The 20,322-nt window shown below is 73.1% G+C and carries 14 protein-coding genes and 1 pseudogene; 8 read left to right on the plus strand and 7 right to left on the minus strand.

What is annotated here, in order from left to right; translation table 11 throughout:
* Positions 1-28 precede the first annotated feature (28 nt).
* Positions 29-1,162: an ABC transporter substrate-binding protein gene (locus V6M57_RS17685; RefSeq protein WP_332816321.1), complete on the minus strand. Its 1,134-nt coding sequence runs from the start codon at positions 1,160-1,162 to the stop codon at positions 29-31.
* A gap of 136 nt (positions 1,163-1,298) precedes the next feature.
* A complete protein-coding gene (gene speE, locus V6M57_RS17690) occupies positions 1,299-2,537 on the minus strand; it encodes a polyamine aminopropyltransferase (RefSeq protein ID WP_332816322.1) in 1,239 nt (412 codons plus the stop codon).
* Between the two features lie 575 nt (positions 2,538-3,112).
* Between speE and V6M57_RS17695 the strand changes: the two genes are divergently transcribed.
* The 6 genes from V6M57_RS17695 to V6M57_RS17720 all read left to right on the plus strand — a co-directional run bounded on the left by V6M57_RS17695 (position 3,113) and on the right by V6M57_RS17720 (position 16,903).
* Complete coding sequence (locus V6M57_RS17695; protein WP_332816323.1) at positions 3,113-4,276, plus strand: exonuclease SbcCD subunit D; 1,164 nt, start codon at positions 3,113-3,115, stop codon at positions 4,274-4,276.
* Positions 4,273-7,326, plus strand: a complete 3,054-nt coding sequence (locus V6M57_RS17700; protein WP_332816324.1) for an SMC family ATPase — start codon at positions 4,273-4,275, stop codon at positions 7,324-7,326. Before V6M57_RS17695 ends, V6M57_RS17700 begins: the two co-directional genes overlap by 4 nt.
* Positions 7,327-7,339: 13 nt before the next feature.
* Complete coding sequence (recC, locus tag V6M57_RS17705; protein ID WP_332816325.1) at positions 7,340-10,651, plus strand: exodeoxyribonuclease V subunit gamma; 3,312 nt, start codon at positions 7,340-7,342, stop codon at positions 10,649-10,651.
* Positions 10,648-14,343, plus strand: a complete 3,696-nt coding sequence (recB, locus tag V6M57_RS17710) for an exodeoxyribonuclease V subunit beta (protein WP_332816326.1) — start codon at positions 10,648-10,650, stop codon at positions 14,341-14,343. The genes recC and recB overlap by 4 nt, the downstream gene beginning before the upstream one ends.
* Positions 14,340-16,235, plus strand: coding sequence for an exodeoxyribonuclease V subunit alpha (recD, locus tag V6M57_RS17715; RefSeq protein ID WP_332816327.1), 1,896 nt, complete (start codon positions 14,340-14,342; stop codon positions 16,233-16,235). The genes recB and recD overlap by 4 nt, the downstream gene beginning before the upstream one ends.
* A gap of 74 nt (positions 16,236-16,309) precedes the next feature.
* Positions 16,310-16,903: a TetR/AcrR family transcriptional regulator gene (locus tag V6M57_RS17720; protein ID WP_332816328.1), complete on the plus strand. Its 594-nt coding sequence runs from the start codon at positions 16,310-16,312 to the stop codon at positions 16,901-16,903.
* On the opposite strand, the gene V6M57_RS17725 is transcribed toward V6M57_RS17720, so the two are convergent.
* From V6M57_RS17725 to V6M57_RS17745, 5 genes are read right to left on the minus strand one after another with little or no spacing between them, the layout of a single operon-like run.
* Positions 16,864-17,295: a class I adenylate-forming enzyme family protein gene (locus V6M57_RS17725; protein ID WP_332816329.1), complete on the minus strand. Its 432-nt coding sequence runs from the start codon at positions 17,293-17,295 to the stop codon at positions 16,864-16,866. The two genes, V6M57_RS17720 and V6M57_RS17725, sit on opposite strands and share 40 nt — an antisense overlap.
* The gene (locus tag V6M57_RS17730) at positions 17,238-18,269 is read right to left on the minus strand and encodes a class I adenylate-forming enzyme family protein (protein ID WP_332816330.1); all 1,032 of its coding nucleotides are present in this window, start codon (positions 18,267-18,269) and stop codon (positions 17,238-17,240) included. The genes V6M57_RS17725 and V6M57_RS17730 overlap by 58 nt, the downstream gene beginning before the upstream one ends.
* Before the next feature lie 3 nt (positions 18,270-18,272).
* A complete protein-coding gene (locus tag V6M57_RS17735; RefSeq protein ID WP_332816331.1) occupies positions 18,273-18,416 on the minus strand; it encodes a hypothetical protein in 144 nt (47 codons plus the stop codon).
* The gene (locus V6M57_RS17740) at positions 18,413-18,700 is read right to left on the minus strand and encodes a hypothetical protein (RefSeq protein WP_442968844.1); all 288 of its coding nucleotides are present in this window, start codon (positions 18,698-18,700) and stop codon (positions 18,413-18,415) included. The genes V6M57_RS17735 and V6M57_RS17740 overlap by 4 nt, the downstream gene beginning before the upstream one ends.
* Complete coding sequence (locus V6M57_RS17745; protein ID WP_332816332.1) at positions 18,669-19,163, minus strand: MarR family winged helix-turn-helix transcriptional regulator; 495 nt, start codon at positions 19,161-19,163, stop codon at positions 18,669-18,671. Before V6M57_RS17745 ends, V6M57_RS17740 begins: the two co-directional genes overlap by 32 nt.
* A 130-nt stretch (positions 19,164-19,293) precedes the next feature.
* On the opposite strand from V6M57_RS17745, the pseudogene V6M57_RS17750 reads away from it, so the two are divergent.
* Together V6M57_RS17750 and badI are read left to right on the plus strand one after the other, a co-directional pair.
* A pseudogene (locus V6M57_RS17750) lies at positions 19,294-19,425 on the plus strand (SDR family oxidoreductase); the annotation flags it as partial.
* A gap of 29 nt (positions 19,426-19,454) precedes the next feature.
* Entirely contained in the window at positions 19,455-20,237 is a 783-nt protein-coding gene (gene badI / locus V6M57_RS17755) for a 2-ketocyclohexanecarboxyl-CoA hydrolase (RefSeq protein WP_332816333.1), read from the plus strand.
* Positions 20,238-20,322: the final 85 nt, after the last annotated feature.

Consider the following 20,322-nt stretch of genomic DNA (forward strand, 5'->3'; position numbering starts at 1 on the left):
CGCGCCTTGGCGGTTTCGCTCTGAGGGCCTACTTCAGCAGCTTCCCGCCGGCCCCGATCACCGTCACTTCGACGAACTGCGAGCCGACCCGCGCCTGCGGGCCGTAGCTCACCACCAGGCCGCCCAGGTCGAAGTTGCTGATGCTCTCCAGCGCCTTGATCACCCTGGCGCGCGTCGGCTTGGGACCGGCGCGGCGCAGGCCTTCGACCAGCACCTTGGCGCCCAGGAACTGCTCGAACGAGGTGTAGTTGATGTGCTCGCCCGGGGCGTACTTCTTCAGCAGCTGCTGGTACTCGCGGATCGCCGCCAGCTTGGGCGTGTAGGGATAGGGCACGACCTGGCTGATGCCCAGGCCGTGCGCGTACTTCACGCCGGCCAGCTTGACGATCTCGGCCGGGTCCACCACCGAGATGTTGAACAGCTGGGCGCCGCCGCCGGCCTCGCGGTACTGCTTGACGAAGGCCGCCGTCGGCTTGTTGATCGAAACCATGATGACCGCCTGCGGGTCGGCGGCCTTGATGGTCTTGACGGCCTCGCTCACCTTGTCGGTGTTGCGCTCGTAGCCGGCCTTGGCGGCCAGCTGCAGGTTGCGCTTGGCCACGGCGGCTTCCACGCCGGCCAGTCCGGCCTTGCCGAAGCCGTCGTCCTGGTACATCACCGCGATGCGCTTCATGCCCAGCGTGGTGAGCTGCGCCACCATGTGTTCGGCCTCGTCGGCATAGCCGGCGCGCACGTGGAAGATCCAGGGATTGAAGGGGCTGCGCAGCGGCTCGCCGCCGGTGTACGGCGCCACCAGCGCGGCGCCGCCCTGCTCCAGCACCTTGTCGGCCAGCAGTTGCGAGATGTTGGAGGTACCGGCGAAGCCGTACAGCGCCACCACCTCGGGCTTGTCCAGCATCTCCCTGGTCAGGCGCACCGTCTCGGGGACCTTGTAGCCGTCGTCGGCAACCAGTACCTTGATGGCCTGGCCGTGCACGCCGCCGGTGGCGTTGACGTGCTTGAAGTAGATGTCGCCGCCGACCACCATCTGCTTGCCGGTGCTGCCCAGCACGCCGGAGAGCGGCGCCACCTGGCCGATGACGATCTCGGCATGGACGGCGAAGGCCGCCAGCGCCGTGATCGCCACGGCAAGCAGGCGGGCGGGTCGGAAGGTGTGGGTCATGGGATTCCCCCGGTGGCTCGGTGCAGCCCAACAGTCTGGGAGCCGCCTGCCCGGCTGTCATGGGTGAATGCTTTTAGGTAGTTCTACGTGCCGCCTCCCGGCAACGTGCGCGCCAACTCCGTCGCCGCGCCGGCCGTCACGCGCCCGCCAGCGCCCGGTAGAAATTCGGCAGCGCGAACAGCGCCCCATGCACCTGCGGGTTGTAGTACTGCAGGTCCCCGACGCCGCGCTGGTGCAGGCGCGCGGCGACCTCCGGAGCCGACACGTGCGTCGGGTCCAGGTCGTCGGAGGCGACGGCCAGGCCCCAGTAGGCGCCATACAGCGGAATGTGCAGGCCGTAGGGCGACACCTTGCGGAAGGTCTTCTCCAGCGAGGCGAGCAGGCCGCGCACCTGCTCGCGCTCGTAGAACGGCGCGCCCAGGTGCAGCACCACGGCGCCGCCGGGCGCGAGCACGCGCTTGACGCTCTCCATGAAGTCCTGCGTGTACATCGGGCCGGCCGGCGTCTCCGGGTCGGTCAGGTCCAGCAGCACCAGGTCGAACCGCTCGCCGGTGGTGCGCACGAAGGCATCGCCGTCCTCGCACAGCACCTGCACGCGCCCGTCGTCGAGCGAGCCGCGGTGGATGGCGGCGAGTTCGCGCCGGGCGATCTCGATCACGCCCGGATCCAGGTCCACCAGCGTGATGCGCTGCACCGAAGGATGCTTGAGCACTTCCTCGGCCGCGCCGCCGTCGCCCCCGCCCAGGATCAGCACGCGCCCGGGCGCGGGATGGGCGATCGCGGCGGGATGCACCAGCGCCTCGTGGTAGAAGAATTCGTCGGCCTCCGAGGTCATGAAGCGGCCGTCCAGCCGCAGCGTGCGACCCAGCTGGCGCGACTCCAGCAGTTCCAGCTGCTGGTAGCCCGTGCGGGTCGACAGCAGCCGGCGGTCGAAGCGGAAGCCGAAGACGCTCTGCTCGTTGAGCGGCTCCAGCACCAGCTCGGTCTCGCTGGTGCCGGTGACTTCGCCGCCGCGCTGCAGCTGCTGTCGCTGTGCGCGCCCGGGCCGGAAGGCCTGCTGCAGGCCGCCGATCAGGTCGCGTGCCTTGCCCGAGTTGTCGTCGGTGAAGTTGCAGACGTACACGTCCAGCGTCACCGCCTTGCGCTCGGGCCAGGTGTGGATCGCCAGGTGCGACTCGGCCAGCAGCAGCGTGCCGGTGACGCCGCCGGGCTGGCCTTCGTAGTCGGGGAAGGTGTGCCAGCGCTGGGCGACTTCCGTCAGTCCGGCGGCCACCGTCAGCGAGCTGCACAGCTGCGCGAGGCGGTCGGCGTCGATCATCAGCGCCGGCTCGCAGTTGCAGTCGAAAAGATCGGCAGTGAGGTGCAGGCCTTCCATCGTCAGCGTCCTCCAGATCGGGTTGCCGCCGGCGCGCGCTGCGCGGCTGCGAAGCAGGGGGAAAAACGTCGGGGGTCCCGGGCCGTGCGCAAGCCGCCCTGGCGCATTGCAATCATCGAAGCACTCCTGTCAACCGCGGCCGGGAGCTCCGGGCCGAATCGATACCGCACCTGGTGCAGGCCCGACGGTCAATGGTGTGCGTGTGACGTGGTCAATGCAACCGCCGGGCCGGGGAAAGTGCGGCCAGGCAGCGAAGTGGTTTATGGGTCGTGCGGATCGCGCGCGCGGGCAGCAGCGCTTCCATGCGGCTCATGGAAGCGCTGGCACCGGTGGGAAGGAGCGCTGCGCGGGCGGACATGAGCCCAAGTATAGGCGGTAGGCAATAAGCTCATGCAGCGGTCGACTCCCGGGGTCGCATCCCGCGCCGCGCGCCTGATAATCGCCCGGCGCACCGCTGAGCTGCGGGCGCCGTGCAGTACCCATGAGCTCCCCGCCGCCCATTCCCAGCCGCAGGCTCGCGTGGTGAGCCTCGCACGCACCAGCATCCGCGACCTGCAAGCGATCGAAGGCGCCCGATGAAATTCCTGCACACCGCCGACTGGCACCTGGGCCGCTGGTTCCACGGCGCCTCGCTGCTGGACGACCAGCACCACGTCCTGCAGCAGCTGGTGGCGCTGGCCGCCGACGAGCAGGTCGATGCGGTGGTCATCGCCGGCGACGTGTACGACCGCGCCGTGCCCCCGGCCGAGGCGGTGGCCCTGCTGGGCGACACGCTGGAGCAGCTCGTCGTGAAGCACGGCATCGCCGTGATCCTGATCGCCGGCAACCACGACAGCGCCGAGCGCATCGGCTTCTCCGGCCGCATCCTGGAGCGCCAGCGCCTGTTCGTGCGCGGCGGGCTGGATCACCTCGGGCCGGTCGTGCTCGGCCAGGGCGGCCAGCAGGTCGCCTTCCACCCGCTGCCCTACGTGGAGCCGGCGTTTGCCCGCGGGCTGGCCGGTGGCGAGGCGGTCAGCGACCACGCCAGCGCCATGGCGCACGTGATCGGCCGGCTGCGCGCCTCGTTCGAGCCGGGCCTGCGCAACGTGCTGGTGGGCCACGCCTTCGTGGCCGGCGGCAGCGAATCGGAGTCCGAGCGGCCGCTCAGCGTGGGCGGCTCCGGCGCGGTGCCGGCCGACACCTTCGAGGGATTCGACTACGTGGCGCTCGGCCACCTGCACCGCCCGCAGCGGGCCGACGCGGTCGGCCGCGTGCGCTACAGCGGCAGCCTGCTCAAATACTCGTTCCAGGAAGCCGGGCACGACAAGAGCGTGTCGGTGGTGCGCGTCGGTGCCGACGGCCGCTGCGAAGTCGCCGAGCACCGCCTCTCGGCGCGGCGCGACGTGCGGGTGCTGCGCGGCACGCTGCAGCAGCTGCTGGAAGGGCGCGATGCCAACGGCCCGCGCGAGGACTACCTCAGCGCGCAGCTCACCGACCCCGGCCCGGTCTTCGATCCCCTGGGCCGCCTGCGCGAGGCCTATCCCAACCTGATGGAGATCCGCTTCGCGCGGCACGAGGCCGCCGCCGCAGGCGGCACCGCGCCCGCCGTGCGCGACCACCGCCGGCTCGATCCGGCCGAGCTGTTCAAGGGCTTCTGGCGCGACCTGCAGGGCGAGGAGCTGGCCACCGCGCAGCTGCAGGCCTTCCAGGCCTGCGCGCAGCCGGTGATCCGCGCGCAGCAGGACGGCGAGGGCGCATGAAGCCGCTGGTCCTCGCCATGGAAGCGTTCGGCCCGTTCGCGGGCACGCAGCTGATCGACTTCGGCCGGCTGGGCGGCAAGACCTTCTTCCTGATCCACGGGCCCACGGGTTCGGGCAAGACCAGCATCCTGGACGCCATGTGCTTCGCGCTGTTCGGCGACAGCTCCGGCGGCGAGCGCGACGGCGGGCAGATGCGCAGCCACCACGCGGCGCCGGACCGGCTCACCCGGGTGCGCTTCGACTTCCAGCTCGGCGAGCAGCGCTACCGCGTGCTGCGCGTGCCCGAGCAGACGCGGCCGGCGCGCCGCGGCGGCGGCCAAGTGCGGCAGGCCGCGCAGGCGCAGCTGCACCGGCTGCAAGGCGAGGGCGATGCGTTGCAGGAGGAGGCGCTGGCCAGCGGCTGGAACCGGGTCACCGACAAGGTGGTGGAGCTGCTCGGCTTCGAGAGCCGGCAGTTCCGCCAGGTGATCGTGCTGCCGCAGGGCCGCTTCTACGAATTCCTCAAGAGCAGCTCGGCCGAGCGCGAGAAGATCCTGCAGGTGCTGTTCGGCACCGAGCTGTACAAGCGCATCGAGGACGCCCTCAAGCGCGCCGCGTCGGAACTGAATGCGCAACTCGAGGCCTGTCGCACCCGGCGGGCCACGCTGCTGGCGCAGGCCGGCGCTGCGGATCCCGAGGAGCTGCAGGTGCGCCGGGCGGGTCAGGACGCGGCGCTGGCGGCCTTGCAGCAGCAGGAGCAGGCCGCGCTGCAGGCGGCCGAAGCGGCGGAAGCGCTGTTCGCCGCGGGGCGGCAGGCCGCCGGGCGTTTTGCCGAACTCGATGCGTCCCAGGCCGAAGCGACGGTGCTGCAGGCGCAGGCGCCGCAATGGGCGCAGCGGCGCAAGCAACTGGCCGCGGCCCTGCAGGCGGCCGGCCTGCAGCCCTGGGAACAGGCGCTGCGCGAAGCGCAGCAGGCACTCACCCAGGCCCGGGCTGCTTCGACGCAGCGGCAGGCGCAACTCGCGGCGGCGCGCGCGAAGGACGAACAGGCCCGCAGCGAGCAGCAACGCCAGGCCGCGCGCGGCGCTGAACTCGATCGGCTGGCCGCATCCATCGCGCGGCTCGAAGCGGCGAAGGAGCGGGTGGCGGCGCTGGCCCAGGCCCGCGGCGAGCACGAGAAGGCGGCGGTGCAGCAGCAGCAGGCGGCCCAGGCCGCGCAAGTTGCCGCCGATGCGGCGGCACGGGCGGCCGGCTCGCTGGCGCAGCTGCAGGCCGCGATCGAGGCGCAGCGCCCGCTGGCCGCCCCGTTGCAAGCCGCGCAGATGGCGCTGGAGCAGGCCCGGCAAGGGCACCAGCGGGCCCTGCAATTGCAGCGGCTGCTGCAGTCATGCGATCGGGCGGCGGCTCAGGCGAAAGAGCAGGGCGCGCGCGTGCAGGCCGCCCAGGCGCGGGCCGTGCAAGCCAGGCAGGCGCGCGAGCAGGCCTGGAAGCTCTGGCTGGCCGGACAGTCGGCGCGGCTGGCGCGCGAGTTGGCGCAAGGCGAGGCCTGCCCGGTGTGCGGCTCGCACGAGCATCCGGCGCCCGCGCACGCCGAAGGTCCCGCAGCGAGCGACGAGGAACTCGCGCGCGCCGATGCGGCGCTGGAGCAGGCCCAATCCGCCTGGCAGGCGGCGCAAGGGCAACTCGCCGGCTTGCAGCAAGACCATGCGCAACTGCAGGGTCAGGCCCGCACGCTGCAGGGCGCGCTGGGCGCGCAGGCCTCGGCCGGAACGCTCCAGGCGCAGGTGCAGCAGGCCGAAGCCGCGCTGGCCACCGCCAAGGCCGCCAGCGAAGCGCTCGATGCCGGCCAGCAGCAGTTGCCGGCCGCGCGGTCGAAGGCCACCGCGACCGAAGCAACCGCCAAGGCTGCCCAGCAGGCGCTGCATGTCGCCGACAAGGCACTGGAGGCCGCGCAAGCCCGCCGGCGCGAGCGCGAGGACGGCGTGCCGGCCGACCTGGCCGACCCCGGCGCGCTCGACGCGGCCCTGCAGTCGGCGTCGGCCCGACGCAGCGAACTGAAGCAGGCCATCGACCAGGCCACGCAGGCGGCCCACGCGTCTGCGCTGGAGGTGGCGCGGCTGGTCGCGCAGGCCGGCGAGAGCGCGCAGGCCTGCGCCGAGGCGCAGCGTCGACAGGAAGCGAAGTCGACCGACTTTGCCGCCCGGCTGCGCGAGGCCGGCTTCGCCGACGGACCGGCCTGGGAACGGGCCCGCCTCGACGAAGCGGCGCTGCAGCAGTTGCAGGCGGCCATCGAAGGCCACGAGCAGCGCCTGCAATCCGCATGCGAGCGCCTGCAGCGCGCCACCCTGCAGGCCCAGGGCCTGTCGCGCCCCGACCTGCCGGCGCTCGAGCAGGCGCATCGCCACGCGCAGGACCAGCGCCTGGCCGCCGGCAAGGCCGTCACCCAGGCGCAGGCCGACCTGCAGGTCAGCACCGGTTTCCTCGACGCACTGGTCGCCATCGCCACCAGCTTCGCCGAGCTGGAGCAGCGCCACGGCGTGCTGCGCGCGCTGTCCGACATGGCCGGCGGCCAGAACGCACAGCGCATGTCCTTCCAGCGCTACGTGCTGGCCACCCTGCTGGAGGAGGTGCTGGATGCCACCACCCAGCGCCTGCGCGTGATGAGCCGCGGCCGCTACGAGATGCGGCGCCGGCAGGACAAGGCGGACGCGCGCTCGGCCGGCGGGCTGGACCTGGAGGTGTTCGACCACTACACCGGCAGCGCGCGCGGCGTCGGCACGCTCTCGGGCGGCGAGTCCTTCCTCGCCTCGCTGGCCCTGGCGCTGGGCCTGTCGGACGTGGTGCAGTCGCATGCCGGCGGCATCCGGCTGGACGCGATCTTCGTCGACGAAGGCTTCGGCACGCTGGACCCCGAAGCGCTGGACTTCGCCATCCGCACGCTCAAGGACCTGCAGCAGGCCGGCCGCATGGTCGGCATCATTTCGCACGTGGCCGAGCTGAAGGACTGGATCGACGCCCGGCTGGAGCTGCGGGCCTCGCGCAGCGGCAGCGAAGCCGCGTTCGTGGTCTAGGCGCGCACCGCCCATGCTGCACCTGCACTTCTCCAACCGCCACGAGTGCCTGCTGGACCAGCTGCTGGCCCGGCTCGGCGACGGCGGCGGCGATCCGCTGCGCAGCGACCCCATCGTCGTGCCCAGCATCGCGCACCGGCGCGCGCTGACGCTGGCCATCGCCGACCGCGAGGGCGTCTGCGCCAATGCCGAATCCGCCTTCCTGGCGCAGTGGCTGTGGCAGCAGGCGGCGCGCTTCCTGCCGGTACAGGCCGAGTCGCCGTTCGAACCGGCGCAGCTCGCCTGGCGCGTGTACCGGGCGCTGCGCGATCCCGGCTTCGTGAGCCGCTTCGGCCGCCTGCAGGCCTGGATCGCCGCGGCCGGCGCCGACGAGGCGATGCGCTACGAACTGGCCGGGCGGGTGGCCGCGCTGCTCGGCCAGTACCTCACCTACCGCGACGGCTGGCTGCTGCGCTGGCAGCAGGGCGGCCCCACCGGCGAGCTGGGCGAGGACGAGGACTGGCAGGCGGCGCTGTGGCAGCGCATCGCCGGCGACATGCAGGTGGCGGGCGAGCACCCGTTCGAGCTGCTGGTGCGCCAGCTCGCCGCCGGCGGCACCGGCGCCGGCTCGTCGCAGGGACTGCCGGAGTGCGTGCACGTGTTCGGCCTGTCGTCCATCCCGCCGCTGTACCTGCGGGCGCTGCAGCAGCTCAGCCGCTGGATGGACGTGCGGCTGTACGTGCTCAACCCCTGCCGCGAGTACTGGTTCGACCTGGTCGATGAGCGCCGGCAGGCGCTGCTGCGCGCGCGCGGCATCGACAGCTTCGAGGAGGGCCCGCGCCTGCTGGTGTCCTGGGGCCGGCAGGCGCAGTCGCAGCTCGACGCGCTGCTGCAGGCCGAGCCGGTGGACAGCGAGCCGCACGAGCACTACCAGCCGACCGCCACGCCCTCCCTGCTCGGCCAGCTGCAGGACGCGATGCTGGACCTGCACGAGATCGAGCCGGGCAGCCTCGCATGGCATGAGGGCGACCGCAGCCTGGAGGTCCACGCCTGCCACTCGCTAACCCGCCAGCTGGAGGTGCTGCACGACCACTTGCTCGGGCTGTTCCAGGCTGATCCGCAACTGCGCGCCAGCGACGTGCTGGTGGTCACGCCCGACCTGGAGGCGGCCGCCCCGCTGATCGACGCGGTGTTCGGCAGCGTGCCGGCCGCGCGCCGCATCCCCTTCGAGATCACCGGCCTGGGCCGGGCCCGCGCCAGCCAGCCGGTGCGCGCCTTCCTGGACGTGCTGGCCCTGGCCGCCTCCCGCTGCAGCGCCACGGAGCTGCACGGCCTGCTGCAGCAGCCGGTGGTGGCGCGCCGTTTCGGACTGGACGAAGCCGGCCTGCAGCAGGTGCACGAGTGGCTGCAGGCGGCCGGCGTGCACTGGGCGCTGGACGAGGAGCACCTGCGCAGCGAGGACCTGCCGGCGGCGCGGCACACCCTGGCCGACGGGATGGAACGCCTGTTCCTCGGCTATGCGCTGCCCGATGGCGCGGACGGCGTGCTGGGCGAGGTGCTGCCCGCGGGGCGGGCCGAGGGCTCGGCGGTGCTGCCGCTGGGCGCGCTGCAGGCCTTCGCCGACCATCTGCGCACCCTGCGCCGGCAGCTGGCGCAGGCCCGCCCGCCGGGGCCCTGGCGCACGCTGCTGCACGAGTTGGTCGAGCACTTCATCGATGCGCCGGGGCGCGAAGCGGAGGACGTGGTCGAACTGCATGGCGCCATCGACGAAGTGGTGCAGGCGATGGAGGGTGCCGGCGTCGCGGAGCCGGTGCCGTCGGTGGTGCTGCGCCAGGCGCTGCAGGCCGCGCTGGAGGACCCGGCGCGCGGCGGCGTGCCCACCGGCCGCGTCACCTTCACCGGCATGAGCACGCTGCGCGGGCTCGCCTTCCCGGTGGTCTGCGCCATCGGCATGGACGACGGCGCCTTCCCGCGCGCCGACCGGCCGGCGGAGTTCGACCTGATGGCGCGCCACCCGCGGCCCGGCGACCGCCAGCGCGGGGCCGACCAGCGCAACACCTTCCTCGACCTGCTGCTGGCGGCGCGCGCGTCCTTCTACGTCAGCTACACCGGCCGCAGCATCCGCGACAACGCCGTGCTGCCGCCCTCGGTGCTGGTGTCGGAGCTGCTGGACGTGGTGCTGCCCGGCATGGCCGACGGCCCCGGCGCGGACGCGCTGGCGGCGGCGCGACGACGCCTCGTGGTCGAGCACCCGCTGCAGCCCTTCGCGCCGGAAGCCTTCAGCGAGGACACGCCGGATGCGCGGCTGCGCAGCTTCGACGAGGACCTGGCGCGCGCACTGCGCGCCAGTGCTGCCGGGCACCCGCAGCCGCTCGATGTCACGACCGGCGACGCCGACGAGGAGGAGGTGGAGGAAACCGTGCCGCCGTTCTTCACGGGTCCGCTGTCGCCACCCGAAGCGCAGTGGCGCGACGTGCCGCTGCGCGAGCTGGTGGCCTTCTGGCGCGACCCCAGCCGCTTCGTGCTGGAGCGCCGCCTGCGGCTGGAACTGCCGCGTGACGAGCAGCAACTGGTGGACGACGAACCGCTGCTCGTGAGCTTCCAGGGGCGCGCCGCGCTGGCCCGGCGGTTGCTGCCCGGCCTGCTGGAGGGCCGGCTGGACCTGGAACAGGCGCGGCAACTGGCGCTGGCCGGCACCGAGCTGCCGCAAGGCGTGCTGGGTGCCGAGGAGCTGGCAACGGAGCTGCTGCGCCTGCAGGGCTTCTGTGCCGCCGTGCGCCGATGGACGCAGGACGCCACGCTGCCGGCGCAGGGCGGGCGCGTCGCGCTGCGGCTGGCCGACGAGGACTGGGCGGTGGAAGGCGGCTTCGCCGACCTGCGGCCCAGGGGGCGGGTGGCCTGGCGCTACGACGACGAGCGCGCCAGCGACCAGGTGCAGGCCTGGGTCGAGCACCTGTTCCTGTGCGCGCTGGCGCCCGCCGGCATCGAGCCGGCCACGCTCTGGGTGGCCCGCGATGGGGTGCGCGAGTTCCACGCCCTGCCGCACGAACAGGCGCGGGCCCAGCTGGCCGCGCTGCTCGAGGGCTACCGGGAAGGGCTGTCGCAGCCGCTGCGCTTCTTCCCCCGGCCGGCCGGCGCGCTGGTGGCCAGGTCGATGTCGGCGGCGCGGGGTGCCTGGCGCGGCCACGCGGGGCCCGGGGACAAGGACAAGCCCTCGTACCGGCTGGCGTTCCGCGGCGATCCCGATCCGCTGGACGAGGAGTTCGAGGATCTCGCCCGGGCGGTGTTCGAGCCGCTGCTGGGCGGCAGCGAGTGGCGCGAGTGGACGGCGGAGGCGGGGGCATGAACCGGCCTGTGACACGCACGCCCGGCACGCAAGATCCCGGCATCGGCACGCCCGAAGCCCTGGACGTCTTCGCCTGCCCGCTCGACGGCGTGCGCCTGATCGAGGCCTCGGCCGGCACCGGCAAGACCTGGAACATCTGCGGCCTGTACCTGCGCCTGCTGCTGCGGCGCGAGCGCCCGCTGGCGGTGCAGCAGGTCCTGGTCGTCACCTTCACCAAGGCCTCGACCGCCGAACTGCGCGACCGCATCCGCCAACGCCTCGCCGACGTGCTGGCCGCACTGGAAGGCCGCGCCGCCGATCCCGACGATCCTTTCCTGACGCGCCTGCGCGCCAGCCTGGCGATCGGCGAATCCGAGGCGGCGCAGCGGCTGGCCCAGGCCCTGCGCAGCTTCGACGAGGCGGCGATCCACACCATCCACGGCTTCTGCCAGCGCGCGCTGGAGGACACGCCCTTCAGCGCCGGCCTGCCGCTGCGCCAGGACATGCTGGAGGACGACCGCGAGCTGCGCGGGCAGGCGGCGCGCGACTTCTGGCGCCGCCACGTGGCGCAGCCCGGGCTGGCGCCGGGGCTGGCGGCCTGGCTGCTCGCCTGCAGGGATTCGCCCGAGCTGTTCGCCGGGCTGCTGAAACGCCATGCCGCCAAGCCGCTGTCGCGGGTGCAGTGGCCACGGCCGGCCGATGGTGCGGAGGTCGAGTTCGCCGACGTGCAGCGGGCCTACGACGAGCTGCGCGCGCTGTGGCAGGCCCAGCGCCGTGCCGTGCTCGATTGCGTGGAAGCCAGTCGCGAGAGCCTGCACAAGACGGCTTACCAGCCGGACGCCGTCGCCCAGGCCGCCGCGTGCTGGGACACGGTGTTCGCCGCCAACCGCGTGATGGCCTGCCTGCAGCTGGGCGAGAAGGCGCAGCTGCTGACCGCGTCGAAGTTCCAGCCCAAGAAGAACCACCCGCCCTGCCGGCCGCATGCCTTCTTCGACCAGGCCGAAGTCTTCCTGCGGCTGTGGGAACGCTTCCAGGCGGGATTGCAGGCCGCGCGCTTCGAGCTACTGCGGCGCCTGCTGCAGGACGGCGGGCAGGCGCTGCGCGAGCTCAAGCGCCAGCGCAGGGTGCTGGCGTTCGACGACATGCTGTCCAACCTGCACCGCAAGCTGGTGCCGGCGGACCCCGGCGAGCACGATGCGGCGACCGCCCTGGCCGGGCAACTGCGCCAGCGCTACCCGGCCGCGCTGATCGACGAATTCCAGGACACCGATCCGCTGCAGCTCGGCATCTTCCGCGCCGTGTACGGCGGCCAGCCGCAGGCCACGCTGTTCCTGGTGGGCGATCCCAAGCAGGCGATCTACAGCTTCCGCAACGCCGACCTGCACACCTACCTGCAGGCGCGCACGGTGGCGCAGGCCGAGTACACGCTGGCGCAGAACCAGCGCTCCAGCGAGGCACTGATCCGCGCGCTCAACGGGCTGTTCGGCCGCAACCCGCGCGCCTTCATGCTGGACGACCTGCACTACCACCCGGTGAGCGCCGGCGACAAGCCACGCAAGCCGTTCGAGGACACCTCGGGCGTTGCGCGCGCGCCGCTGCAGCTGTGGTCGCTGCCGCCGCAGGACGGCGAGCCGATGGGCAAGGGGCCGGCGCAGCTGGCGGTGGCGCAGGCCTGCGCCGCCGAGATCGCGCGCCTGCTGGCGGCGCGCGACGGCGTGCGACACGGCAACCGGCCGCTGGAGGCCGGCGACATCGCCGTGCTGGTGCGCAGCCATGCCGAGGGCAGCCGCATCCGCGCCGAACTGGCGCAATTGAACGTGGGCAGCGTGGAACTGGCGCAGGCCAGCGTGTTCGGCAGCGTCGACGCGCAGGAACTGGAGGACGTGCTGCGCGCGGTGCTGCAGCCCAACCGCCAGGGGCTGCTGCTCCATGCGCTGGCCACCGGCCTGCTGGGCGTGCCGGCGCCCGAGCTGCAGGCGCTGGCGGACGAGGGCTCGCGCCTGCCCGAATGGGCCGCGCGCTTCGCCGACTACCGGCTGGCCTGGCTGCGGCGCGGCATCGCGCCCATGCTGCGCGAGCTGATGGTGCAGGAGGGCGTGGAGCCGCGCATGCTGGCGCGCGCCGACGGCGAGCGGCGCCTGACCAACCTGCGCCACCTGGCCGAGTGCCTGCACGAGGCCGCGCGCGAGCACGCCTCGCCCGAGGCACTGCTGCGCTGGCTGCAGCAACAGCGGCGCGAGGGCGGCGAGGCCGAGGCGACGCAGGTGCGGCTGGAGTCGGACCGCAACCTGGTCCGGATCCTCACCATCCACAAGTCCAAGGGGCTGGAGTTCACCGTGGTGTTCTGCCCCTACCTGTGGGACGGCAGCCCGGGCGGCGGCAACGGCAGCCTGCCCGGCTGCGAGTACCACGACGAGGACGGCCACCACGTCATCGACTACCGCGAAGCCGATGCGGCGGTCAAGGCGCGCATCCAGGCGGAGAAGGACGCCGAGCGCCTGCGGCTGGTCTACGTGGCGCTGACCCGGGCGGTGCACCGCTGCTACCTGGTGGTGGGCGGCTACCTGCGCCCGTCCGGGCGCGGGACCTCGCCCAGGGAGTGCAGCGGCAACCCGCTCAACTGGCTGGCGGCCGGCACCGGCGTCGCGCCGCAGGATTGGCGCGAACGGAACACGGCACTGGCGGAGATCGTGCAGGCCTGGGAACGGCTCGCCGCCGACCACCCCGGCGACATCGCGATCGAGCCCCTGCCGGCCGGCACCGGCGTGCCGCTGTCGCCGCCGGTGCTGGAGCCGGCCCGCATCGCGGCGCTGCCGGCACCGGCGCTGCCCGGCGGCTGGCGGCTGGGCAGCTACAGCGGCCTGGTGCGCGGTGCCGAGCACGACCGCGCGGCCGTCGACCACGACTTGCTGGCCGCGCGCCGCGAAGCCGGCCGCGTGGCGCGCGAGCGCCTGCCGGACGACGACATCCTGCGGTTCCCCAGCGGTGCGCGCGAGGGCACCTGCCTGCACGCCGTGTTCGAGCACGCCGACTTCGGCGACCCGCAGGGCTGGCCGGGCGCGATCGAGGCCGCCCTGCGGCGCCACCCGCCGGGCCGCACCGGCGGTACCCGGGAGGCGCCGCCCTACGCCGCGATGGTGCTGCGCATGATGGGTGACGTGCTGCACACGCCGCTGGGGCAGGGCTTCGCGCTGGCGCAGGTGGCGCGGGCGCGCACGCGCGCCGAGTTCGCGTTCAACCTGGCCTCGCACGGCCTGGACAGCCGGCGGCTGGAGGCGCTGCTGCGCGAGCACGGCTACGGCGGCCCGGAACTGCCGTGGCAGGTGCTGGAGGGCTACCTGCACGGCGCCATCGACCTCGTCTACGCGCACGGCGGGTGCTGGTGGATCCTCGACTGGAAGTCCAACCACCTCGGCTGGGAGGCGCGCGACTACGAGCCGGCGGCCCTGCGCCAGGCCATGGACGACAACGGCTACCACCTGCAGCTGCTGCTGTACACGGTGGCGGTGCACCGCTGGCTGCAGCGGCGGTTGCCGGGCTACGACTACGAGCGGCACTTCGGCGGCGCGCACTACCTGTTCGTGCGCGGGGTCCGGCCCGATTGGCGCAGCGCCGGCGGCCAGCCGCTGGGCGTGCACTTCGACCGTCCGCCGCTGCGGCTGGTGCAGGCGCTCGAGACCATGCTGGGGCAGCCCCGGGGAGCAGCGACGTGATCCGCGACGACGACGACCGGCCCGGCTCCGCGCCCGCGCGCCGCCTGGCGACCGCCTTCGCCGCCCACGTGCAGCGCTGGTCGCTGCAGGCGGGCGCCTCGGCCGAAGCGGCGGCAGCCGCCGTGCGCGCGGCGGCTGCGGCCAGCCTGGCCACCAGCTCCGGCGACGCCTGCGTGCCGCTGGCGCAGGTGGCGGGCGAGGGCGCCGATGCCGCGGCCTTGCGCACGCTGCTGCTCGCGTCCGGCGTGGTCGCCCAGCCGCCGGTGCCGGGCATGCAGCCGCTGGTGCTGGATGGCGGCGACCGGCTCTACCTGCACCGCTACTACGACTACGAGCACCGGCTGGCCCGGCGCCTGCTGCAACTGGCCGGCCGTGCGCCGCAGCCGGTCACCGCGGACCTGCGCGAGCGGCTGGCGGCGCTGTTCCCGCGCGCGCCGGGTGCGGCAAGCGGTGAGGCCGACTGGCAGCAGGTCGCCGCGGCCCTGGCCCTGCGCAACGGCCTGGCCATCGTCAGCGGCGGTCCCGGCACCGGCAAGACCAGCACCGTGGCCCGGCTGCTCGCCTGCCTGCTGGAGCAGCAGCCCGACGCGCGCATCGTGCTGGCGGCCCCCACCGGCAAGGCCGCGGCCCGCATGGGCGAGGCGCTGCGCGAGCGCGCTGCCGGCTTCCCGGCGCGCGTGCGCGAGCGGCTGCCCGCGGAAGCCTTCACCGTGCACCGCCTGCTCGGCTACCACCCGGGCCGCGGCAGCTTCCGCCACGACGCCGCCAACCCGCTGCTGCTGGACGTGCTGGTGGTGGACGAGGCCTCGATGCTGGACCTGGCGCTGGCCACCCGGCTGCTGGAAGCGGTGCCGCCGGGCGCTCGCGTGATCCTGCTGGGCGACAAGGACCAGCTCGCCGCCGTGGAAAGCGGCGCCGTCTTCTCCGAGCTGTGCGCCGATCCTTCGCTGGGCGACGCCTGTCGCCGCGAACTGGAAGCCGCCTGCGGCTTGCCGGCGGGTGCGATCCGGCCGCCGGCACCGCGCGCGGCCACGGGCGCCGATGGCAGCCGCGAGGCGGACCCGGCAGACGCGGGCCACACCGGCCTGCGCGACAGCGTGGTCTGGCTGCAGCGCAGCTACCGCTTCGACGCCGGTTCGGGCATCGGGCAGCTGGCGGCCTTCATCAACGCCGGCCGCGCCGACCCGGCCGTGGCCTGGCTGCACGCCGGCGCCGATGCGGGCGTCGCCTGGCACGTACCCGGCAGCGGTGCCCAGGCAGTCGCGCTGGCGCGCGCCGGCCTGCAGCGCTACTTCGATGCGCTGCTCGCCTCGCCGCACGACGTCGACGCGGCCAGCCAGGCGTTCGCCTCGTTCCGCGTGCTGTGCGCGGTGCGCGAGGGGCCGCAGGGCGTCGAGGCCCTGAACCAGGCGCTCACGCAGCAGGCGCGCGCGGCGCTGGCCGGCCTGCCCGACGCGCTGCGGCGCGCCGGCGGCGCTTCGCCCTGGTTCGCCGGCCGGCCGGTGATGGTGCTGGCCAACGACTACGCGCTGCAGCTGTTCAACGGCGACATCGGCCTCGCGCTGCCCGATGCGCAGGGTGTGCTGCAGGTCTGGTTCCCGCAGGCCGGCGGCGGCTGGCGCGCGGTGGCGCCGGTGCGTCTGCCGGCGCACGAGACCGCGTTCGCCATGACCGTGCACAAGTCCCAGGGCTCGGAGTTCGAGTCCGTGCTGCTGGTGCTGCCGGCGGCGCAATCCCCGGTGCTCACGCGCGAGCTGCTCTACACCGGCGTGACGCGCGCCCGGGAGCGGGTGGACCTGTTCGCCGGCGAGGACGCGCTGCGCGCGGCGATCGCCCGGGGTACCGAGCGGCACACCGGTCTGCAGGCGCGGCTGCGGGAAGGCGCGGACTGAGCAACCCGCGCCGGACGCGGCCGCGGCGCATTCCCTATCATCGACGCCTCTTCCAGCAGCAGTACTCGACCACGATGGGACGACCCGCAGGCGTGAACGGCGCCGACACCCGGCGCGCCGTGCGCAAGGCCGCGATCGAGCGCATCTTCCGGCACGGTTTCGAGGCGATGAACCTGCGCGACCTGGCGGCCGACGTGAACCTGCGCCTGGGCTCGCTCTACAACCACGTGCCGCAGAAGCAGGAGTTCCTGGCCGAGCTGCTCGAGGACATCATGCTGGAGCTGCTGCAGGACTTCGCCCAGCGCATGCAGGGGCTGCGGGATCCCCTGGAGCGGCTGCTGGCCTTCGTGCGCTTCCACATCGAGTGGCACACGGCGCGCCGGCAGGAGACCTTCATCGGCAACATGGAGCTGCGCAGCCTCACGCGCGAGCAATACGACCGCGTCATCGGCCTGCGCAAGGACTACGAGGCGCAGGTGCGCGCCATCGTCGCCGACGGCCGCAAGGCGGGGGTCTGGGACGTCGACGACGTGCGCGTCACCACGCTGGCCCTGCTGTCGCTGCTGACCGGCGTCAGCGCCTGGTACCGCGAGGGCGGCCGGCTGCGGCAGGAGCGGCTGATCCGGATCTACCAGCGGCTGGCGGTGCGGATGCTGGGGGCGGGCTGAGCACCGTGCCGAGCCTGGCCCCCTGAGTCTTGCACCCGCCGCTCCAGCTCGTGCCGCTGGATCTTGCCGGTGCTGCTGCGCGGCAGGTCGGCCAATGCAATCGGGTGCAGCGCCTTGGGCAGCTTGTAGCCGGCCAGGCGCTCGCGGCAGAAGGCGAGCAGGGCGGCTTCGTCCAGCGTGCCGCTGCGGGTGGCGATGAAGGCCACCGGCACCTCGCCCCAGCGCGCATCGGCCTTGCGCACCACGGCGGCGTCGGCCACGTCGGGGTGGGCCAGCAGGACGCGCTCGATCTCGGCCGGGTAGATGTTCTCGCCGCCGGACTTGATCAGGTACTTCACGCGGTCGACGAAGTCCAGCGTGCCGTCGGCGTGGCGCACGAACACGTCGCCCATGTGGAACCAGCCTTCGCGGAACGACTGCGCGTTGGCCTGCTCGTTGCCCAGTAGCCGGAGAACAGGGTGGGCCCGCGCACCGCCATCTCGCCCGGCGTGCCGTCCGGCACCTCGCGGCCTTCGGGGTCCACCAGCCTGGTCATGCAGAAGGAGGACTGGCGCTTGGCCATGGAAGCCGGCCGTTCGCCCGCGGCCAGCAGGCTGCCCGAGGCCGGCGGCAGGCCGGTCTCGGTGGAGCCGAAGGTGTTGAAGAAGGGCGCCTGCACGAGGGCCGACAGCTGTGCGATCTGCTGGTGCGGCACCAGGTCGGCCATCGCCCCGACCATGCGCACCGGCTGGAACGGCCCGCCATCGCGCGCCAGCGCCTCGGCGAAGCCGTCGATCATGCCCGGCATGGCCAGCAGCCAGCCCACCGGCCGCTCGCGCAGCGTGGCGCAGATGCGCGGCAGGTCCAGGCCGTCGCAGACCACCACCGGCCCGCCCAGCATCAGCGTGGCCAGCGCGTGGTCGGTGGCGGCCATGTGGAACAGCGGCGACCAGGCGATGAAGGCGTCGCCGCGGCCGATGCCGTAGTCGGCCGCGAACACCATCGCCCGCGCCACCATCGCGCGCTGGCTGACCAGCGCGCCCTTGGGCAGGCCGGTGGTGCCGCTGGTGTAGAGGATCACCAGGCCGTCTTCGGCCTCGAGCGCGGGGTCGGGCGGCACCGGCGGCGCCGCCCGGCACAGGGCCTCGAACGCGGGCCCGAGCTCCAGCACCTGCGGCATGGGCAGGTCCAGGCCGGCCAGGGCCGGTGCGTAGCGCGGCGAGACGATGCAGGCGGCCGGCTGCACCAGCCGGATGCAGTGGCGCTGCTCGTCCATCGACAGCCGCCAGTTCAGGCAGGCGACGATCAGGCCCAATTGCGCCGCGGCCAGTTCCAGCTCGATGTACTCCGGCCAGTTTTTCCGACCACAGGGCGACGCGGTCGCCACGCTTCAGGCCGCGCGCCTGCAGGGCGCCTCGGCGAGCTGCGCATAGCTGAGCGTGCGGTCCTGCGATTGCAGCGCCGGCGCGCCGGGCTGGCTGCGCACGCGCTGGGCGAACAGGCCGGCAACGGTGAGGCGGGTGTCGATGTTCATGCGGGCTGCTCCGGGCGTGCTGCGGCCGAAGGAAGGCCGCTGTGCATCAGCTTGCCTTCCCGCCGCCGGCCGATGATGCGCTCGGCCAGCCGCGCCGCGGCCAGCAGTTTCGGCAAATCCAGCCCGGTGGCAATCCCCATTTGCTCGCACAGGAAGGCCAGGTCCTCGGTGCAGACGTTGCCGGCCGCGCCGCCGTGCGCATGGCCCGCGAGCGCGCGCCAGCGCGCGCAAGGGCGATCCAGTCGCGCCCTCTCATTCTTCCTCCTCCCGCCCGTCCGCCACATCGATCCTCTCCATGTTCTCCAGCATCTTCAGCAGGTAGTGCACGGCGTGCACCATGTCGTTGCTGGAGAAGCCATCGAGCGCCTGTTCGTAGTAGGCGCGAATCTTCGGCAGCGCCTTGCGCTGCCACACCTGCCGCCCGGCCGGCGTCATGCGGATCAGGCGCGAGCGGCGGTCACCGGGATCGGCGGCGCTCTCGACGCGGCCGTCGCGCTCCAGCCGGCCGACCACGCCGGCCAGGTTCTGGCGGCTGACCATCAGGTAGCGGGCCAGCTCGCCCAGCTTCATCCCGGCGCCGGCCTGCGGCCGCGAGAGCGCACCCAGCACGGCCCATTGCTGGGTGGTCAGGCCTTCCGCTTCGATCGCCCGGCTGCCGGTTTTATGCAGCATGTTGGCGCATTGGTAGAGCCGGAAGAAGAGCCGGTTGGCCAGCGCCGCCCGCGTCTCCGAATTCGAGTTCCCCATTGACTTTCCTCCCTGGTCCGGCGTGCCCCGCAGGTCTTGCGGGATCGGCCCTCGACCCCTCAGATGCGCCATATGTTGTCATAATTGGCGGCAGCCCCGCAAGGAAGGATTCCCATGACCCGGGCGCATCGCGATTCCGCTCGGGCGCATCGGCTTGCCCGAGGACCTGCCCGGCGCGAACCAGTTCTTCGCCAGCGACGACGCGGCCTTCGTCACCGGCCAGGTGCTGTCCGTCTCCGGCGGCCTGGCCATGGCCGGCTGAACCCACCCATCACCCGAAAGGCATCCGACATGGACTTCCAGGACATCCTCTACGAGGTGCGCAACCGCGTCGCGTGGATCACCATCAACCGCCCGGACAAGATGAACGCGTTCCGCGGCACCACCTGCGACGAGCTGATCCGCGCGCTGCACAAGGCCGGCTACGACCGCGAGATCGGCTGCATCGTGCTGGCCGGCGCCGGCGACCGCGCCTTCTGCACCGGCGGCGACCAGTCGGCGCACGACGGCAACTACGACGGCCGCGGCACCATCGGCCTGCCGATGGAGGAGCTGCACACCGCCATCCGCGACGTGCCCAAGCCGGTCATCGCCCGCGTGCAGGGCTATGCCATCGGCGGCGGCAACGTGCTGTGCACCATCTGCGACCTGACCATCTGCTCGGACAAGGCCATCTTCGGCCAGGTCGGCCCGAAGATGGGCTCGGTCGACCCCGGCTACGGCACCGCCTTCCTGGCGCGCGTGGTCGGCGAGAAGAAGGCGCGCGAGATCTGGTACCTGAACCGCCGCTACTCCGGCGAACAGGCCGTGGCCATGGGCCTGGCCAACGTCTGCGTGCCGCACGCGGAACTCGACGCCACGGTGCAGCAGTGGGCCGAGGAGATCTGCGAGCGCAGCCCCACCGCCATCGCCATCGCCAAGCGCAGCTTCAACATGGACACCGCCCACCAGGCCGGCATCGCGGGCATGGGCATGTACGCGCTCAAGCTGTTCTACGACACCGACGAGTCGCGCGAGGGCGTCAAGGCGCTGCAGGAAAAGCGCAAGCCCGAGTTCCGCAAGTTCGCGAAGTAGGCGACGCGCGACCCGACAAGCGACAGTTGTCATTGCGGGCTCGACCCGCAATCCATCTCGGGGCCGCGGAACACGCCCCGCGCCG

It is taken from the genome of Ramlibacter sp., from assembly GCF_036676645.1.
Classification (GTDB): domain Bacteria; phylum Pseudomonadota; class Gammaproteobacteria; order Burkholderiales; family Burkholderiaceae_C; genus Ramlibacter.

What these genes read in the sequence shown, in the direction of transcription:
- V6M57_RS17685 (WP_332816321.1), bottom strand. Translation starts at nt 1,162, where the DNA reads ATGACCCACACCTTCCGACCCGCCCGCCTGCTTGCCGTGGCGATCACG.
- speE (WP_332816322.1), bottom strand. Translation starts at nt 2,537, where the DNA reads ATGGAAGGCCTGCACCTCACTGCCGATCTTTTCGACTGCAACTGCGAG.
- V6M57_RS17695 (WP_332816323.1), top strand. Translation starts at nt 3,113, where the DNA reads ATGAAATTCCTGCACACCGCCGACTGGCACCTGGGCCGCTGGTTCCAC.
- V6M57_RS17700 (WP_332816324.1), top strand. Translation starts at nt 4,273, where the DNA reads ATGAAGCCGCTGGTCCTCGCCATGGAAGCGTTCGGCCCGTTCGCGGGC.
- recC (WP_332816325.1), top strand. Translation starts at nt 7,340, where the DNA reads ATGCTGCACCTGCACTTCTCCAACCGCCACGAGTGCCTGCTGGACCAG.
- recB (WP_332816326.1), top strand. Translation starts at nt 10,648, where the DNA reads ATGAACCGGCCTGTGACACGCACGCCCGGCACGCAAGATCCCGGCATC.
- V6M57_RS17720 (WP_332816328.1), top strand. Translation starts at nt 16,310, where the DNA reads ATGGGACGACCCGCAGGCGTGAACGGCGCCGACACCCGGCGCGCCGTG.
- V6M57_RS17725 (WP_332816329.1), bottom strand. Translation starts at nt 17,295, where the DNA reads ATGGGCGACGTGTTCGTGCGCCACGCCGACGGCACGCTGGACTTCGTC.
- V6M57_RS17735 (WP_332816331.1), bottom strand. Translation starts at nt 18,416, where the DNA reads ATGAACATCGACACCCGCCTCACCGTTGCCGGCCTGTTCGCCCAGCGC.
- V6M57_RS17740 (WP_442968844.1), bottom strand. Translation starts at nt 18,700, where the DNA reads ATGTGGCGGACGGGCGGGAGGAGGAAGAATGAGAGGGCGCGACTGGAT.
- V6M57_RS17745 (WP_332816332.1), bottom strand. Translation starts at nt 19,163, where the DNA reads ATGGGGAACTCGAATTCGGAGACGCGGGCGGCGCTGGCCAACCGGCTC.
- badI (WP_332816333.1), top strand. Translation starts at nt 19,455, where the DNA reads ATGGACTTCCAGGACATCCTCTACGAGGTGCGCAACCGCGTCGCGTGG.